We start from the raw sequence: 17,549 nt of genomic DNA on the forward strand, positions 1-17,549 counted from the left end.
CTTATTGGCTGCCCCGCTTGCACCATCTGCTGCAAGGGGGCCTCCCATCTTTAAATGAAATCCAAACCAGAACGCAAAAACAGGATGCTGCGGATGCCGACTCAGCCCTTGAGGCTATCGAGGTCTTCCACGTTGATGGTATCCAGGTTACGGAACAGCACCACCAGAATCGCCAGACCGATCGCGGACTCAGCCGCGGCCACGGTCAGGATGAAGAACACGAAGATCTGTCCGCCCGCGTCACCGAGGTAATGCGAGAAAGCAATGAAGTTCATGTTGACCGCTAGCAGCATCAGTTCGATCGCCATCAGCAGCACGATGATGTTCTTGCGGTTCAGGAAAATACCGACGATCGAGATCGCGAACAGGATCGCGCCGATGATCAGGTAGTGGGAGAGCGTGATTGCCATGATTCTTGTTCGCCCTTCTTAAGATTGTTGACCGGCGGCCGGCTTGTCGGCCACGACGGCGGCATCGGTGGCCGGCGCGTTGCGGGTGGATTCGGCCGGCATGCTGACCAGACGCACGCGGTCCGATGCCTTGACCTTGACCGCCTGGGCCGGGTCGAAGTACTTGCTGTCCTTGCGCTTGCGCAGGGTCAATGCAACTGCGGCGACGATGGCCACCAGCAGGATCACGGCGGCGATTTCGAAGGCGTACACGTATTCGGTGAAGATCAGCTTGCCCAGCGGCTTGGTCTGGCCCAGCGTGTCGGATGCGGCCGGCACCTGCGATTCGGACACCCAGAAGCTGCGCAGCAGGACCGCGGCCATCTCCAGCACAATGATCACGCCGATGGTGGCAGCCAGCGGGAAGTAACCCCAGAAGCCTTCGCGCAGCTTGTCCAGGTTGATATCGAGCATCATCACCACGAACAGGAATAGCACCATCACCGCGCCGACGTAGACCAGCACCAGCACGATGGCCAGGAATTCGGCCTTGAGCAGCATCCAGAGACCGGCTGCCGAGAAGAAGGACAGCACCAGGAACAGCGCGGCATGCACCGGGTTGCGGGCCGTGATGACGCGTACGGCGGCAATCACCAGGATCACCGCGAACACGTAGAACAAGACAGTTTTAAATTCCATAATCAACCAGAAGTTGGTTCATTCAATCAGCACGGGGACCGCAGTTGCGGCCATCCCATCGCAATACATCCAACAGATTCCTGCCAGCCTTCCACCACCCTGCCCGGCCGCCTTCAGGTGGCCCGGCAGTACCGATCAACGGTAGGCGGCGTCAGCGGCACGGGCGGCGGCGATTTCGTTTTCGTAACGGTCGCCCACTGCCAGCAGCATTTCCTTGGTGTAGTACAGGTCGCCCCGCTTTTCACCGTGGTATTCCAGGATGTGCGTTTCAACGATCGAGTCGACCGGGCAGGATTCTTCGCAGAAACCGCAGAAGATGCACTTGGTCAGGTCGATGTCGTAGCGGCTGGTGCGACGGGTACCGTCGGCACGCTGCTCTGATTCGATAGTGATGGCCATCGCCGGGCAGACCGCTTCGCACAGCTTGCAGGCGATGCAGCGCTCTTCACCGTTGGGATAGCGACGCAGTGCGTGCAGACCACGGAAACGCGGCGACATCGGTGTCTTTTCCTCAGGGAATTGCACCGTGATCTTGCGCTTGAACAGGTAGCGACCGGTCAGGGCAAGGCCCTTGAACAGCTCGCGGAGCATCAGGCTGCCGAAAAAATCCTTAATAGCTTCCATTTTTAGCCTCAGCCTTCCAACTTATTTCCAGATATTCCACGGCGACTGAATCCAGATCGCCACGACCACCAGCCACACCAGGGTCAGCGGAATGAACACTTTCCAGCCCAGACGCATGATCTGGTCATAGCGGTAGCGCGGGAACGATGCGCGAATCCACACATACAGCGACAGGAAGAAGAAGGTCTTCAAGCCCAGCCAGATCCATCCCGGGATGAAGTCCAGCGCCGATACCGGAGCCGACCAGCCGCCGAAGAACAGCAGTGCGGTCAGGATCGAGATCAGGATCATCGCGGCGTATTCCGCCAGGAAGAACATGGCGAAGGACATGCCCGAGTATTCAATCATGTGACCGGCCACGATTTCGGATTCACCTTCCACCACGTCGAACGGGTGACGGTTGGTCTCGGCCACGCCGGAGACGAAGTAGATCACGAAGATCGGCAGCAGCGGCAGCCAGTTCCAGGACAGGAAGTTCAGACCCATGCTGGCGAAATGACCGGTAGTCTGGCCCATGACGATGTCAGTCATGTTCAGGCTGCCCGAGACCATCAGCACCACCACCAGGCAGAAGCCCATGGAGATTTCGTAGGACACCATCTGTGCCGAAGCGCGCATGGCACCCAGGAAGGCGTACTTCGAGTTGGAGGCCCAGCCGGCGATGATGATGCCGTAGACTTCCATCGATGTGATGGCCATCAGGTACAGCAGGCCGGCGTTGACGTTGGCCAGCACGTGCTCGGGCGAGAACGGCACCACAGCCCAGGCGGCCAGCGCCGGCATGATGGTCATCACCGGGGCCAGGTAGAACAGCGCCTTGTTGGCCTTGGACGGAGTCGAGATTTCCTTGAAGATCAGCTTGACGGCGTCAGCGATAGGCTGCAGCAGACCGGCAGGACCGACGCGGTTCGGGCCCAGACGCACGTGCATCCAGCCGATCAGCTTGCGCTCCCAGTAGGTCATGTAGGCCACGCACACCAGCAGCGGCACCATCACCACCAGGATCTTGACCAGCGTCCACACCAGGGTGAACAGGGTCGGACCCAGGTAGGCCGGGCCTACGTTGTTGATTTGGGCGATCAGGTGATCCATTTTTACGCTTTCTCCACGACGATTGCGCCAAACATGCCGCCCAGTGCAGCGGTGGAGGCGTGCGCAGCAGCGACGCGGACCACGTTTTCCGGCAGTTTCTTATCGATGGCTGCAGTCAGCGCAGCGCTGCCGGAGCCTTGCTTGACCTTGACCTGGTCGCCTTCGGCCACGCCCAGCTTGGTCGCCAGTGCAGCCGACAGCCATGCCTTGGGCGCCTGGCCATCGCGGGTTTCCAGCAGCGGTGCGGAACGACGGGCAACGGCGTCGGCGAAGTAGATGGGCACATCGGCCACGCGTTCCACGCTACCAGTAGCAGCAGCAACTGCCTGCAGCTGCACGGAGGCAGCGTTGTTCAGGCGGGCCGACAGGTCGGTTTCCTTGCCCAGCAGCTCATCGCGGATGGATTCGGAAGTCTCGTAGTCGAAGTTTTCCAGCTCCAGCAGGTTACCCAGCACGCGCAGAACCTTCCAGCCTGGACGCGCATCGCCGGCCGGCTTGACGGTACCGTTGAAGCTTTGTGCACGGCCTTCGGCGTTGACGAAGGTGCCGGAGGTTTCGGTGAACGGAGCGATCGGCAGCAGGACGTCGGCGTAGTCGGCACCATGCTTGAAGGCCGACATGACCACGACCATCTCGGCCTGGTTCAGGGCAGCACGCGCGGCTTGCGGGTCATGGCTGTCCAGTTCCGGCTCGGCGTTCAGCAGCAGGTAGGCCTTGCGCGGCTGTGCGAACACGGCGGCAGCGTTGGCGCCCTTGCCCGGTGTCGGTACGGCGTTGGCCAGGTAGCCACCGACGGCGTTGCCGCCTTCGGTCAGCACACCCAGCTTGGCACCGGTCTGTTCAGCGATCCATTGGGCCGCAGCGTGCAGTTGTGCAGCTTGCGGATGCTGGACGGCGGCATTGCCCAGGAACACGGCGCGGCCTTCGCCCGACAGCAGGCTGGCGGCGGTGGTCTTGGCAGCATCGGAGGCGGTCACGCCGGCATAAGCGGCGGGAGCAGCCACGCCCTTGGCTTCGGCCACGGCCACGGCCACTTCGGCCAGGGCGGACAGCCATGCCGAAGGAGCGGCGATGATCTTGTTGGCCACCGGCATCAGCAGGTCGTCGTCGGTCGCGTGCAGCACGCTGAGCTTGGCACCGCTCTTGACGGACTGGCGCAGGCGGGCCGACAGCAGCGGGTGGTCCTTGCGCAGGAAGGAGCCGATCACAAAGACGCGGTTCAGCTGCGAGAACTCGACGATGGACATGCCCAGCCACGGCTTGACCTGGCCATCCAGAGCGAAGTCGGACTGACGCAGGCGGAAGTCGACGTTGTCCGAACCGACACCGCGCACCACCTTCTGCAGCAAGTTCAGTTCTTCCAGCGTGGAGTACGGGGTACCCAGTGCGGCGATGGCATCGGCACCATGTTCATGACGGATGTTGCGCAGGCCGTGGGCAACGTATTCCAGCGCGGTCTGCCAATCCACTTCCTGCCACTTGCCGTCTTGCTTCAGCATGGGCTTGGTCAGGCGCTCGGCGCTGTCCAGGGACTCATAGGAGAAACGGTCCTTGTCGGAGATCCAGCACTCGTTGACTTCTTCGTTCTCGAAGGGCAGCACGCGCATGACCTTGCCGCCCTTGACCTGGACGATCAGGTTGGCGCCGACGCTGTCGTGCGGGCTCACCGACTTGCGACGCGACAGTTCCCAGGTACGGGCGCTGTAGCGGAACGGCTTGGAGGTCAGGGCACCGACCGGGCACAGGTCGATCATGTTGCCCGACAGCTCGGAGTCCACGGTCTTGCCGACGAAGGTGGTGATCTCGGAGTGTTCACCGCGACCCAGCATGCCCAACTCCATCACGCCGGCCACTTCCTGGCCGAAGCGCACGCAGCGGGTGCAATGGATGCAGCGGTTCATTTCCTTCATGGAGATCAGCGGACCAACGTCCTTGGGCTCCACGACACGCTTTTCTTCGTGGTAGCGCGAGGAAGAACCGCCGTAACCGACGGCCAGATCCTGCAGCTGGCACTCACCACCCTGGTCGCAGATGGGGCAATCCAGCGGGTGGTTGATCAGGAGGAATTCCATCACGCCCTTCTGGGCTTTGACGGCCTTGTCGCTGGCGGTGCGCACGATCATGCCGTTGTTCACGGGCGTGGCGCAGGCAGGCAGCGGCTTCGGGGCCTTTTCGACCTCGACCAGGCACATGCGGCAGTTAGCCGCGATGGACAGTTTCTTGTGATAGCAGAAGTGAGGGATGTACGTGCCGATCTTGTTGGCAGCGTCCATGACCATGCTGCCTTCCTGCACTTCAACCTTCTTGCCGTCTATTTCGATTTCAACCATGGCTGTTTGCCCAAGCTAAATATTCTTTGCCAACGATACCGACGGAAGGCTCATCGCATTCCGCCCGGCATCCCCTGCCCTGTTCAGATGTATGCCGGAACCAGGCAGTGTTTGTGCTCGATGTGGTACTCGAACTCTTCACGGAAATTCTTCACGAACGCGCGTACCGGCATGGCCGCTGCATCACCCAGCGCACAGATGGTGCGCCCCTGGATGTTGTCGGCCACCGAGTTGAGCACGTCCAGATCTTCCATCTTGCCGTGACCATTCTCGATACGCTCCACCATGCGGTACATCCAGCCGGTGCCTTCGCGGCACGGCGTGCACTGGCCGCAGGATTCTTCGTAGTAGAAGTAGGACAGGCGCAGCAGCGACTTGACCATGCAACGGGTCTCGTCCATCACAATCACCGCGCCCGAACCCAGCATCGAGCCGGCCTTGGCGATGGCGTCGTAGTCCATGGTGGTGTCCATCATGACATCGCCACGGATCACCGGAGCGGACGAGCCGCCAGGAATGACTGCCTTGATCTTCTTGCCGCCGCGCATGCCACCTGCCAGTTCCAGCAGGGTGGAGAACGGCGTGCCCAGCGGGATCTCGTAATTGCCCGGACGCTCGACGTCGCCCGAGATCGAGAAGATCTTGGTGCCGCCGTTGTTGGGCTTGCCCATCTCGGCGTAGGCCTGCGGGCCTACCTGGAAGATGAACGGCACGGCCGCAAAGGTCTCGGTGTTGTTGATGGTGGTCGGCTTGCCGTACAGGCCGAAGCTGGCCGGGAAAGGCGGCTTGAAGCGCGGCTGGCCCTTCTTGCCTTCCAGCGATTCCAGCAGCGCCGTTTCTTCTCCGCAGATGTAGGCACCATAACCATGGTGCGCATGCAGCTGGAAGCTGAAGCCGGTACCGAGGATGTTGTCGCCCAGGAAGCCGGCGGCGCGCGCCTCTTCCAGAGCAGCCTCGAAGCGCTCGTACTCGGCGAAGATCTCGCCGTGGATGTAGTTGTAGCCGACGGTGATACCCATCGCGTAACCGCCGATGATCATGCCTTCGATCAGCGCGTGCGGATTGTAACGAATGATGTCGCGGTCCTTGAAGGTACCCGGTTCGCCTTCATCTGTATTGCAGACGAGGTACTTCTGGCCCGGGAACTGGCGGGGCATGAAGCTCCACTTCAGGCCGGTCGGGAAACCTGCGCCACCGCGACCACGCAGGCCGGAGGCCTTGAGGTCGGCGATGACTTGTTCGGGCGTGATCTTGTCGTTGAGGATGCGCTTGAGCGACTCATAGCCGCCGCGCTTGACGTAATCCTCGAGGTGCCAGTTCTCGCCATTCAGGTCGGCGAGGATCAGCGGTTTGATGTGGCGGTCGTGCAGGCAGGTCATTTCTTCAGTTCCTCCAGCAGCGCGTCGATCTTTTCGTTGGACATCCAGCTGCACATCTGATGGTTGTTGACCAGCATGACCGGTGCGTCGCCGCAGGCCCCCATGCATTCGCCTTCCATCAGCGTGAACTGGCCGTCGGCCGTGGTTTCACGATAATCGATGCCCAGCTTGTGCTTCAGGTGATGGGCGGCGCGTTCGCCACCCGACAGCAGACACGGCAGGTTGGTGCACACGGTGATCTTGTGCTTGCCCACCGGGCTGGTGTTGAACATGTTGTAGAAGGTCGCAACTTCCTGCACAGCCACGGCGGGCATGCCGATGTAGTCGGCGATTTCCTGCTGCAACTCGGCCGGCAACCAGCCATGTTCCACCTGGGCGATACGCAGTGCGGACATGACCGCGGACTGGCGTTGATCCGCCGGGTATTTCGCGAGTTCGCGATCGATCTTCTTAAGGGCTTCTTGACTTAACAGCATATCGTTGGCCATCCATGCGCATCATTACTGCGCGGTTATTGGATATTCCCCAAACCTGACGGGCTTCTCATCGAAGCCCGCCTTGACTCTTACTCTCGTTCGACTTACCGGTCGATTTCCCCGAACACGATGTCCTGGGTACCGATGATGGTGACCGCGTCGGCAATCATGTGACCCTTGGCCATTTCGTTCAGGGCCTGCAGGTGGGCAAAGCCCGGGGCGCGGATCTTCAGGCGGTACGGCTTGTTGGCACCGTCCGAGACCAGGTAGACACCGAACTCACCCTTCGGATGTTCGACGGCGGCATACGCTTCGCCGGCAGGCACGCGGAAACCTTCGGTAAACAGCTTGAAGTGGTGGATCAGGTCTTCCATGTTGGACTTCATGTCCGCACGCTTGGGAGGAGCGATCTTGTGGTTGTCGGTGATGACCGGACCCGGGTTGTTGCGCAACCATTCCACGCACTGCTTGATGATGCGATTGGACTGGCGCATTTCAGCCACGCGCACCAGGTAACGGTCGTAGCAGTCGCCGTTCTTGCCCACGGGAATATCGAAATCCATCAGGTCGTACACTTCGTACGGCTGCTTCTTGCGCAGATCCCAGGCGATGCCCGAGCCACGCAGCATCGGACCGGAGAAACCCATCTGCAGCGCACGTTCCGGCGAGACCACGCCCACGCCCACCAGACGCTGCTTCCAGATACGGTTATCGGTCAGCAGGGTCTCGTATTCATCGACATAGGTCGGGAAACGGTTGGTGAAGTCTTCGATGAAGTCCAGCAGCGAACCCTGACGGTTTTCGTTCAGTTCGCGGATGGCCTTCTCGTTGCGCACGATCGAAGCCTTGTACTGCGGCATGCTGTCCGGCAGGTCGCGATAGACGCCACCCGGACGGTAGTAGGCCGCGTGCATGCGGGCGCCGGAAACGGCTTCGTAGCAGTCAAAGAGGTCTTCGCGTTCGCGGAAGGCATACAGCAGCACGCCCATTGCACCCACGTCCAGCGCGTGCGCGCCGATCCACATCAGGTGGTTCAGCAGGCGGGTGATCTCGTCGAACATCACGCGGATGTACTGCGCGCGCAGCGGCACTTCCAGACCCAGCAGACGCTCGATGGCCAGCACATAACCGTGCTCGTTGCTCATCATCGAGACGTAGTCCAGGCGGTCCATGTAAGGCACGGACTGCAGGAAGGTCTTCTGCTCGGCCAGCTTTTCGGTGCCACGATGCAGCAGACCGATATGGGGGTCGGCGCGCTGGATGACTTCACCGTCCAGCTCCAGCACCAGACGCAGCACACCGTGCGCGGCCGGGTGCTGGGGACCGAAGTTCAGCGTATAGTTTTTGATCTCTGCCATTATTTGATCCCGTAGTTTTCTTCACGAATGATGCGCGGAGTAATCTCGCGCGGCTCGATCGTCACGGGTTGATAGATGACGCGTTTCTGTTCGGCGTCGTAGCGCATTTCGACATAGCCCGACACCGGGAAGTCCTTGCGGAACGGGTGGCCGATGAAACCATAGTCGGTCAGGATGCGGCGCAGGTCGGGGTGGCCGTCGAACAGGATGCCGTAGAAGTCGAAGGCTTCGCGTTCGTACCAGCCAGCCGAATTCCAGATCGGATCGACCGATGCCACGATGGGCAGGTCGTCATCCGGTGCGAACACGCGCACACGCACACGCCAGTTGTGCGCAATCGACATCAGGTGCGACACCACGGCAAAGCGCGGGCCTTCCCAGGCGCCGTCGCCATAGGTCGAATAGTCCACGCCGCACAGATCGAGCAGCTGCTCGAAGCGGGTGTCGGCATGGTCACGCAGAACGCGCATGGCCGACAGATAGTCGGCCGCCTTGACCACCACGGTGACTTCACCGAGGGCCACGGTCAGATTCTGAAGATACCCTCCAAGCGCATTACGCAGGGCGGCTTCGAGAGTTTCCAATTTTGTCGTCATACTGCCCTCTTAGCGCGCGATGGTGTTGGTGCGCTTGATCTTGTTCTGCAACTGGATCACGCCATACAGCAGTGCCTCAGCCGTCGGCGGGCAACCCGGAACGTACACGTCCACCGGCACGATGCGATCGCAACCGCGCACCACCGAGTAGGAGTAGTGATAGTAACCACCGCCATTGGCACAGGAGCCCATGGAAATGACCCAGCGCGGCTCCGGCATCTGGTCGTAGACCTTGCGCAGTGCCGGCGCCATCTTGTTGCACAGGGTGCCGGCCACGATCATCAGGTCGGACTGGCGCGGCGACGGACGGAACACCGCACCGAAGCGGTCCAGGTCGTAACGCGAAGCACCGACGTGCATCATTTCAACCGCGCAGCAGGCCAGACCGAAGGTCATGGGCCACAGGGATCCGGTACGGGTCCAGTTGATTACCTTATCCAGCGAGGTGGTAACAAACCCCTCATTCAATACGCCTTCAATAGACATGGCTTACTCCCAATCCAGGGCACCCTTTTTCCAGATGTACCAAAATCCGACAACAAATTCAGCGATGAAGACCATCATCGTGACGAAACCTTGCCAGCCCAGCTCACGCATGGACACGCCCCAAGGGAAGAAGAAGGCGGTTTCCAGATCAAACAGGATGAACAGGATGGCGATCAGGTAGTAGCGCACATCGAACTTCATGCGCGCATCTTCGAATGCTTCGAAACCGCATTCGTAAGGAGAAGTTTTTTGAGCGTCCGGCTTGTGCGGACCGAGAAGACGACCGAGGAGCTGGGGAGCGACACCGACACCGATGCCGACAAGAATAAACAGGAGGACTGGGAAGTAATTTTCGAGGTTCACGATTGGCCGCTATGCGTTGGTTTATCGATGGGAATGATTCTCAATATCAATCAGAAACTTCCTCGACAAAAAGCCAGCTCAGGCACTAGGACCTTCGCTGGCTTTTCATTTCATTTCTATGGTGCCGACGACGAGACTCGAACTCGTACAGCTTTCGCCACTACCCCCTCAAGATAGCGTGTCTACCAATTTCACCACGTCGGCCTGAGACTGCTATTGTACCTTCATTTGTTACTCTTGTTCAATGCACAATCAGCTAAAAAGAAAGATTCTTCTATGTTTATTCCGGGATTATTCCAGAATGCGCAAAGGCTTATTTCGGAATCTGATTCGACTGGTCGGCCGGCTTGGCAGCATCAGCCGGAGCAGCAGAAGCCGCCGGCGCAGCTTGTTGGGCAGGAGCGGCCGGCGCCTGCAGATTATCCATCACGCCGCCGCTTTGCGCTACGTGATGATTGCCGATGAAAGTCAGACCCAGGGTCGCGACGAAGAAGATGCCGGCTGCCACGGCGGTCGACTTGGACAGGAAGTTCGACGACCCGGTGGCACCAAACAGGCTGCCGGACGCGCCGGAGCCAAAGGCTGCCCCCATGTCGGCACCTTTACCGTGCTGCAACAGCACCAGACCGATGATCGCCAGCGCCGCCAGCACCTGAACTACAACCACAACCAAAAACAAAGTATTCATTTAAACAAGTCCACTCTTGATGTTTCAATTGCCTGCTGCAGAAGTATCCCTTCCGCAACTGACAAACCCCTTACTCTACCCTTCAGGCCGCCGCGTTGACGATGGCCAGAAAATCCGTTGCCTTCAGTGCCGCGCCGCCGATGAGACCACCATCGATATCGACCATGGCCAGCAATTGCTGCGCGTTATCCGGCTTCATGCTGCCGCCGTACAGGATGCGCACCTTGGCGGCTGCCTCGGCACTCTTGGCACCCAGGCGTGCACGCAACATGGCATGGACTTCCTGCGCCATTTCCGGCGTCGCCGTCTTGCCGGTGCCGATGGCCCAGACAGGCTCGTAAGCCACCACGATGCGCGCCGCATCCTCAACGCTCAAGGCCGTCAGCACCACATCGAGCTGACCACCCACGATTTCATTGGTCTGGCCGGCCTCACGCTGCTCCAGCGTCTCACCCACGCAGACCACCGGCACCAGGCCGGCACTCAGCGCTGCCACCGTCTTGGCCGCCACCGCCGCGTCGGATTCACCATGATAGGCGCGGCGCTCGGAGTGGCCGAGGATGACGTATTGCACGCCAAATTCCTGCAACATCGATGCCGACACCTCACCGGTGTAGGCACCGGAGGCGTGGGCCGACATGTCCTGCGCACCCAGCGCCACGGCCGAACCAGCGACGGCGCCCTGCACCTGTGCCAGATAAGGTGCCGGAACACATACCGCGACGTCGCAGACAGCGGCCGGCAGGCCTTCCTTGATGCCGGCCACCAGGGCCGCATTGGCAGCCAGGCTGCCGTTCATTTTCCAGTTACCGGCTACAAGTTTGCGACGCATAGGCTGTGTTCTACGAGATGGGTGTCAATTTGGATAACCTCGTATTGTAGCCGGTTGCTGTAAAGGCGGTCAAACCGGACCGCCCGAGCTTCACCTGCGCGCCTACAGTTCCAGCATGATCTTGCCGATGTGGGCACTCGATTCCATCATCGCGTGCGCCTGGGCCGCCTGCTCCAGCGGGAAGCGCTGGTGGATCACCGGCTTGATCTTGCCGGCTTCGATCAGCGGCCAGACGTGCTGACGCAGATTGGCGGCAATGGCCGCCTTGAACGCCACCGGGCGCGGGCGCAAGGTCGAACCGGTGATGGTCAGGCGACGACGCATCACCTGCCCCATGTCGAGCTGCCCCTTGGCACCGCCCAGCTGGGCAATAAAGACCAGCCGACCGTCATCGGCCAGCGCCTTGATTTCACGTGGCAGGTAATCCCCACCGACCATGTCCAGGATGACATCCACCCCACGGCCACCGGTCAATTCCTTGACCACGGCCTCGAAATCCTCGGTCTTGTAGTTGATGGCACGTTCCGCACCGAGCTCTTCGCAGGCCCGGCACTTTTCGGCACTGCCAGCGGTGGCGAACACGCGATGCCCCAGGGCGCGGGCGATCTGGATGGCCGTGACGCCGATCCCGGACGAACCGCCCTGCACCAGCAGGGTTTCCTCGCCCGACAACTGGCCCCGGTCGAAGACATTGCTCCAGACCGTGAAGTAGTTTTCCGGCAGCGCGGCCGCCTCCAGGGCGCTCAGTCCCTTCGGTACCGGCAGACACTGCGCCAGCGGGGCCGCACAGTATTCGGCATAGCCGCCACCCTGCACCAGCGCGCAGACCAGGTCGCCCAGCCTGAAGCCGCTGTCACCCAGCTCACCGGCCACGATCTCGCCGGCCACTTCCAGGCCAGGCAGGTCGGAGGCGCCCGGCGGCACCGGATAGTTGCCGGTACGCTGGAACACGTCCGGACGGTTCACGCCAGCGGCATGCACCTTGATCAACACTTCACCGGGCTTCAACTCCGGCACCGGGCGCTCGCAGGGCTGCAATACCTCGGGGCCGCCAAATTCCTTGATTTCGATTGCTCGCATGGGTCCTGTCCTTGATCGATAGTGGGTTCAGAGCGACGCCGCGGCGCGCGCAGCCGTGTCATAGAGCCCGGAGGCATTGCGCAACAGCTGGGCCGCCTGGCCGATGTCGTGATTGGAGACGCCACTTTCGGCCTGGGTCTCGATGAGGCAGCGCTCGCGCACCTCACGGTAGCGCATGCACAGCGCCTGCCCCTCGGGCGTGGTGGAAAACAGCAGTTCCTTGCCGGCCTTCTCGCTCTGCACCAGACCGGCCTTCACCAGCTTCTTCAATGCATAGGTGACCACGTGGGTATCTTCGACGTTCAACACGAAGCAGATGTCGGCCAGCTTCTTCTTGCGCTCGCGGTGGTTCACATGGTGCAGCAGGGAGACTTCGATGGCCGTCATGTCCTTGGCGCCGGCGGCCGACATGCAGCGCACCATCCAGCGGTTGAAGGCGTTGCCCGCCATGATCAGTCCGTATTCCAGCTCGGACATCTCGGCACTGCGCTCGGAAACCAGATGCTGGGAAGAGACGATCTGGGGTGCGTTGGAAGGTGGGTTGGGCTGGTTCATCAGGGCAAGTTCAGTCACGACAAAATGGCAACACTATATCGCAAAGCAAAATAAATAATTTATCGACACATTGTCTGTATTTTGCGCGGAAGGTAATATCGGCATCCAGGTAGTCGCCTTAAATTTACAAGCCGACAAGAACTGCCGCCGATTCACGCGCCGACGCCATCACGGGCCGATCGCTTCATCCATACCGAGCAACAACAAGAACATGCAGCCCCCGAAGATTCATCCGCTAGGCGACAGCGCGCTGCTCTGCAGCCTGCCCGCGCCTGCGAGCCTGCCCCAGCAGCAACGCATCTGGAACCTGGCCCAATTGGCCGCCCAATGGGACGAAGTCAGCGAAGTGGTCCCCGGCATGAACAACCTGACCCTGTTCCTGCACCGCCCGGTGCGTGATCTGGACACCTTGCGCGAACGCATCACGCAAGCCTGGCCCGGTCTGCATGCCAGCCGCTACCAGGGCCGCGTGGTCGAGATCCCGGTGGTCTACGGCGGCGATGCTGGCCCCGACCTGGAGAACGTGGCGCGCCACACCGGCCTGTCCAGGGAGGAAGTGATCCGCCGCCATAGCGCCGGTGACTACGTGGTCTATTTCCTCGGCTTCATGCCGGGCTTTGCCTACATGGGTGGCCTGGCCCCGGAACTGGCCACGCCACGCCACACCACCCCGCGCATGACCATTCCTGCCGGTTCGGTGGGCATCGGCGGCGAGCAGACCGGCGTCTACCCGATGCCCTCACCCGGTGGCTGGCAGGTGATCGGCCAGACCGCCCTGCACCTGTTCGACCCGGCCCAGGAACCACCGACGCTGCTGCGTCCGGGCGACCATGTGCGCTTCACCGTGGAAAGGATCGACGCATGATCGAGATCCTCCAACCCGGCATGCTGGCCTCAGTACAAGACCTCGGACGGCCCGGCCATCGCAGCCAGGGCATCCATCCCGGTGGCGCCCTGAACGCACTGGCCCTGGCCAGCGCCAACCTGCTGGTCGGCAATGCGCCCGGCGCCGCCGGCATCGAGATCACCATGGGCCTCTGCGAACTGCGCTTCGGTCGCGCCACCCGCATTGCACTGGGTGGCGACGATATCGGTGCCACGCTCGACGGCAAACCGATATCGGCCTATTGGAGCCTGCCGGTCAGCGCCGGCAGTGTACTGCGCTTGGCCCCCGTGGCGTCCGACCTGCCACAGCACCCGGCGCGCCACAGCATGCGCAGCTACCTGGCCGTGGCCGGTGGCATCGATGTGCCCGTGGTCCTGGATTCACGCAGCACCGACCTGAAAGCCGGCTTCGGTGGGCATCAGGGACGCGCCCTCAAGCGTGGCGACAAACTCGCCGTCGGTGACGACCAGGCCGCCCTGCGCGCAGTCAGCGGCCCAGCCTTCGGTGTCCGCGCCCCCGACTGGCGCCGCAGCGACCTGCCAGCGCATCAGCGCGGCGGGCATATCACGCTGCGCGTCTTGCCCGGCCCCGAGATCGAGGAATTCACCAAGGCCGCACGCGAAGCCTTCTGGTCCACGCCCTGGCGTATCACCCCCAGCAGCAACCGCATGGGCTACCGGCTGGAAGGCGAAGAACTCAAGCGCAAGCACGCCCGCGACATGCTCTCCCATGGCGTGGTACCGGGCGTGATCCAGGTCCCCCCTTCGGGCCAGCCCATCATCCTGATGGGTGACGCCCAGACCACCGGAGGCTATCCCAAGATCGGCGTGGTCATCGGCGCCGACCTGTGGAAGCTGGCGCAGGCACCGCTCAATGCCACCCTGCGGCTTGAGCCCTGCACCCTGGAACAAGCCCTGCTCGCGGCCGAGCAACAGCAGCGCTATCTCGATACCATCCGCGATACCGTGGCGGCACTGGACTGGTCGCGCGCCACGCTCTACAAGAAATGAGGATTACGCCATGCACATCGACCTGAATGCCGATCTCGGCGAAGGCTGCGACACCGATGAAGAACTGCTGACCCTGGTCAGCTCGGCCAACATCGCCTGCGGCTGGCATGCCGGCGACGCCGCCACCATGCGCCGCTGCGTGCGCTGGGCGATCCAGAACCACGTCGCCATCGGTGCCCACCCCAGCTTCCCCGATCGCGAAAACTTCGGCCGCAGCACCATGCACCTGCCGCCCGAGGAAATCGTCAGCGGCATGCTCTACCAACTCGGTGCACTGGACGCCATCGTGCGCGCCGAAGGCGGCCGCCTGCGCCACGTCAAGCCGCATGGTGCGCTCTACAACCAGGCCGCCAAGGATGCCGTGCTGGCCAACGCCATCTGCGCCGCCATCCGCACCTTCAATCCGGAACTGAGCCTGGTTGGCCTGGCCGGCAGCGAACTGATTGCCGCCGCCCGTCATGCCGACCTCAACGCGGTGGAAGAAGTCTTCGCCGATCGCGCCTACGAGGCCGATGGCAGCCTGGTGGCACGCAGCAAGCCGGGCGCCATGATCGAGAACGATCAGGACGCCATCGCCCAGACCCTGATGCTGGTCCAGCAGAAGCAGGTCAAGGCCGTCGACGGCAGCATTGTCAGCGTGAACGCCCAGACCGTCTGCCTGCATGGAGACGGCCCGCATGCGCTGGATTTTGCGCGGCAGATCCGCGCCCGCCTGCATGAAGAACGCATCGCCGTGCGTGCCGCGGCCTGAACAGCTTGTCGGCGCTAGCGCGCCTCACGAATTGCCCGGTCCTCCGGACAAATTGCAGTACCCATAACAATTAAAAATGTCGACGCAGGGAGACCATGAGATCGCGGCTACACCATGCCTGCGCCCACCAGGGCGTATCAGCAGGGAGGCCACGATCAGGCTGGCATGGCCCTTGCAGCGACTGGTTCAACTCATTCACAACCAGGAGTCTTCATGGAGAGCACGACACTATTGCCACTGATCGGGATACCGATTGTCGTGGCCGGATTTGCACTACGTTTCAACCCGCTGCTGGTGGTCACGGTCGCGGGGCTGACGACCGGACTCTCGGTCGGCATGGATTTCGGCATGCTGCTGGAAACCTTCGGCGAGAAGTTCGTCAACAGCCGTTCCCTGGCGACCTTCCTGCTGATCCTGCCCATTATCGGGCTGCTCGAACACTACGGTCTGAAGGAACGTGCACAAGCCTGGATTTCAGGCATTGCCAGCGCCACTTCCGCGCGCATCCTGATGCTCTATTTCCTACTGCGTGAAGGAACTGCCGCGCTGGGTCTGATCTATCTCGGCGGCCAGGCGCAGACCGTGCGTCCGCTGCTGGCGCCGATGGCCGAGGGTGCCGCCGTCAATGCCTATGGCGAAGACCTGCCGCAACCCATCCGCGACAAGATCAAGGCGCACGCTGCCGCCTGCGACAACATCGCCGTGTTCTTCGGCGAAGACATCTTTATCGCCTTCGGCGCCGTCCTGCTGATGGATGCCTTCCTCAAGGAAAACGGCATCACCAACATCGAACCCCTGCACATCGGCCTATGGGCCATTCCCACCGCCCTCTCGGCGCTGGTGATCCACATGTTCCGCCTGACCCGCCTGGACGCCTCCATCCGCCGCGACGTGGATGCCTGGAAAGCCGGCCAAAACGACTCTTCCAAGGTGGCCGCATGAACACGCTCATTTCCATCAACCGCATCTACTACCTCATCGGCATCATCGTCATGATGCTGGTGGTGATGACCCTGCGCGACAAGGGCAACCCCAAGCGCCTGAGCACGGCACTGTTCTGGTTCCTGTTCGGCGCCGTCTTCCTGTTCGGCGACCTGCTGGTGGAGAACCTGGGCAAGTCCATGGGTCACCGCATCATCGGCGCTACCGTCATCATCATCTCGCTCATCGCCGGCACCGGCATGCTTTCCATGGGCAGCTACGCCACTTCGAGCTACGAAGAACGCGTGAGCTCGGCCAAGCGTCTGGGCAACTGGCTGTTCTTCCCGGCCGTGCTGATCCCGGTGATCACGGTGGCCTGTACCGTGCTGCTCAAGGGCGTATCGGTTGGCGGCGTGATGCTGCTGGACCAGAAGCAACTGACCCTGGCCGCACTCTGCGTAGCCTGTATCTTCGCCCTCATCGCCGGTTGCGTGCTGACCCGTGGCACGCCGCTGCAGGCAGTGCGCCAGTCGCGCCGGCTGGTGGACTCGATCGGCTGGGCCGCCATCCTGCCGCTGATGCTGGCCATGCTGGGAGGCGTCTTCGTGGCCGCCAAGACCGGTACCTCGGTGCAGCAGGTGGTGAGCCTGTTCGTCAATCCGGACAACCGCTTCCTGGTGGTGGTGATCTATTGCGTGGGCATGGCACTGTTCACCATGGTGATGGGGAACGCCTTTGCCGCCTTCCCGGTGATGAGCGCGGGCATCGCCCTGCCCTTCCTGATCGTCGGCCATCATGCCGACCCGGCACCGCTGGTGGCCATCGGCATGTACTCCGGCTACTGCGGGACCCTGATGACCCCCATGGCCGCCAACTACAACATCGTGCCGGCTGCACTGCTGGAACTGAAGAACAAGTACCAGGTCATCAAGGTACAGATTCCGACCGCCCTGACGCTGCTGACGGTCAACGTGTTCCTGATGTACTTCCTCGCCTTCCGCTGATCCCAGCGATGGGCAAGACGCCGCCATGCA

At 61.7% G+C, this 17,549-nt stretch carries 20 protein-coding genes and 1 tRNA gene; 5 read left to right on the plus strand and 16 right to left on the minus strand.

The features are described from left to right. Window positions 1-101 precede the first annotated feature (101 nt). From nuoK to ACEOAC_RS16490, 16 genes are all read right to left on the minus strand, one after another. Window positions 102-410: an NADH-quinone oxidoreductase subunit NuoK gene (nuoK, locus tag ACEOAC_RS16415; RefSeq protein WP_006712949.1), complete on the minus strand. Its 309-nt coding sequence runs from the start codon at window positions 408-410 to the stop codon at window positions 102-104. A gap of 18 nt (window positions 411-428) precedes the next feature. After that, entirely contained in the window at window positions 429-1,088 is a 660-nt protein-coding gene (locus tag ACEOAC_RS16420; RefSeq protein WP_077235635.1) for an NADH-quinone oxidoreductase subunit J, read from the minus strand. A gap of 135 nt (window positions 1,089-1,223) precedes the next feature. Continuing rightward, a complete protein-coding gene (gene nuoI, locus ACEOAC_RS16425; protein ID WP_006712947.1) occupies window positions 1,224-1,712 on the minus strand; it encodes an NADH-quinone oxidoreductase subunit NuoI in 489 nt (162 codons plus the stop codon). Between the two features lie 21 nt (window positions 1,713-1,733). Then, window positions 1,734-2,804 carry an NADH-quinone oxidoreductase subunit NuoH gene (nuoH, locus tag ACEOAC_RS16430; protein WP_006712946.1) on the minus strand — a complete coding sequence of 357 codons (1,071 nt, stop codon included), beginning with the start codon at window positions 2,802-2,804 and terminating at the stop codon, window positions 1,734-1,736. Between the two features lie 2 nt (window positions 2,805-2,806). Then, a complete protein-coding gene (gene nuoG, locus ACEOAC_RS16435; protein WP_413443469.1) occupies window positions 2,807-5,134 on the minus strand; it encodes an NADH-quinone oxidoreductase subunit NuoG in 2,328 nt (775 codons plus the stop codon). A gap of 83 nt (window positions 5,135-5,217) precedes the next feature. Next, window positions 5,218-6,513 (minus strand): NADH-quinone oxidoreductase subunit NuoF, encoded by a 1,296-nt coding sequence (nuoF, locus tag ACEOAC_RS16440; RefSeq protein ID WP_006712944.1) that lies wholly within the window; start codon window positions 6,511-6,513, stop codon window positions 5,218-5,220. Next, window positions 6,510-7,001: an NADH-quinone oxidoreductase subunit NuoE gene (gene nuoE / locus ACEOAC_RS16445; protein ID WP_006712943.1), complete on the minus strand. Its 492-nt coding sequence runs from the start codon at window positions 6,999-7,001 to the stop codon at window positions 6,510-6,512. Before nuoE ends, nuoF begins: the two co-directional genes overlap by 4 nt. A 92-nt stretch (window positions 7,002-7,093) precedes the next feature. Further along, the gene (locus tag ACEOAC_RS16450; protein WP_006712942.1) at window positions 7,094-8,347 is read right to left on the minus strand and encodes an NADH-quinone oxidoreductase subunit D; all 1,254 of its coding nucleotides are present in this window, start codon (window positions 8,345-8,347) and stop codon (window positions 7,094-7,096) included. Further along, a complete protein-coding gene (locus ACEOAC_RS16455; protein WP_039876418.1) occupies window positions 8,347-8,943 on the minus strand; it encodes an NADH-quinone oxidoreductase subunit C in 597 nt (198 codons plus the stop codon). Before ACEOAC_RS16455 ends, ACEOAC_RS16450 begins: the two co-directional genes overlap by 1 nt. A gap of 9 nt (window positions 8,944-8,952) precedes the next feature. Then, complete coding sequence (locus ACEOAC_RS16460; RefSeq protein WP_006712940.1) at window positions 8,953-9,429, minus strand: NuoB/complex I 20 kDa subunit family protein; 477 nt, start codon at window positions 9,427-9,429, stop codon at window positions 8,953-8,955. Window positions 9,430-9,432: 3 nt separating this feature from the next. Further along, the gene (locus ACEOAC_RS16465) at window positions 9,433-9,792 is read right to left on the minus strand and encodes an NADH-quinone oxidoreductase subunit A (protein ID WP_006712939.1); all 360 of its coding nucleotides are present in this window, start codon (window positions 9,790-9,792) and stop codon (window positions 9,433-9,435) included. Between the two features lie 119 nt (window positions 9,793-9,911). Further along, window positions 9,912-9,996 (minus strand) — tRNA-Leu (locus ACEOAC_RS16470). Between the two features lie 109 nt (window positions 9,997-10,105). Then, window positions 10,106-10,480, minus strand: coding sequence for a preprotein translocase subunit SecG (secG, locus tag ACEOAC_RS16475; RefSeq protein ID WP_413443470.1), 375 nt, complete (start codon window positions 10,478-10,480; stop codon window positions 10,106-10,108). Window positions 10,481-10,562: 82 nt separating this feature from the next. Then, window positions 10,563-11,312, minus strand: a complete 750-nt coding sequence (tpiA, locus tag ACEOAC_RS16480) for a triose-phosphate isomerase (RefSeq protein ID WP_413443471.1) — start codon at window positions 11,310-11,312, stop codon at window positions 10,563-10,565. Between the two features lie 102 nt (window positions 11,313-11,414). Further along, window positions 11,415-12,392, minus strand: a complete 978-nt coding sequence (locus tag ACEOAC_RS16485; RefSeq protein WP_413443472.1) for an NAD(P)H-quinone oxidoreductase — start codon at window positions 12,390-12,392, stop codon at window positions 11,415-11,417. Window positions 12,393-12,419: 27 nt separating this feature from the next. Continuing rightward, on the minus strand, window positions 12,420-12,947 hold the full coding sequence (locus ACEOAC_RS16490; RefSeq protein ID WP_006712932.1) for a winged helix DNA-binding protein: 528 nt from the start codon (window positions 12,945-12,947) through the stop codon (window positions 12,420-12,422). 211 nt (window positions 12,948-13,158) lie between these two features. Here ACEOAC_RS16490 and pxpB point away from each other — a divergent pair, with 211 nt between their 5' ends. The 5 genes from pxpB (at window position 13,159) to ACEOAC_RS16515 (ending at window position 17,519) form a co-directional block, all read left to right on the plus strand. Beyond that, window positions 13,159-13,812 (plus strand): 5-oxoprolinase subunit PxpB, encoded by a 654-nt coding sequence (pxpB, locus tag ACEOAC_RS16495; RefSeq protein ID WP_077235629.1) that lies wholly within the window; start codon window positions 13,159-13,161, stop codon window positions 13,810-13,812. Beyond that, entirely contained in the window at window positions 13,809-14,843 is a 1,035-nt protein-coding gene (locus ACEOAC_RS16500; RefSeq protein WP_413443473.1) for a biotin-dependent carboxyltransferase family protein, read from the plus strand. Before pxpB ends, ACEOAC_RS16500 begins: the two co-directional genes overlap by 4 nt. Window positions 14,844-14,853: 10 nt before the next feature. Then, window positions 14,854-15,594, plus strand: coding sequence for a 5-oxoprolinase subunit PxpA (gene pxpA, locus ACEOAC_RS16505; protein WP_413443474.1), 741 nt, complete (start codon window positions 14,854-14,856; stop codon window positions 15,592-15,594). A gap of 213 nt (window positions 15,595-15,807) precedes the next feature. Continuing rightward, window positions 15,808-16,536: a DUF969 domain-containing protein gene (locus ACEOAC_RS16510; protein ID WP_324879952.1), complete on the plus strand. Its 729-nt coding sequence runs from the start codon at window positions 15,808-15,810 to the stop codon at window positions 16,534-16,536. Beyond that, window positions 16,533-17,519, plus strand: coding sequence for a DUF979 domain-containing protein (locus ACEOAC_RS16515; protein WP_413443475.1), 987 nt, complete (start codon window positions 16,533-16,535; stop codon window positions 17,517-17,519). The genes ACEOAC_RS16510 and ACEOAC_RS16515 overlap by 4 nt, the downstream gene beginning before the upstream one ends. Window positions 17,520-17,549 lie beyond the last annotated feature (30 nt).

Origin of the sequence: Herbaspirillum frisingense (assembly GCF_047325095.1) — a bacterium.
Lineage (GTDB): Bacteria > Pseudomonadota > Gammaproteobacteria > Burkholderiales > Burkholderiaceae_D > Herbaspirillum > Herbaspirillum frisingense.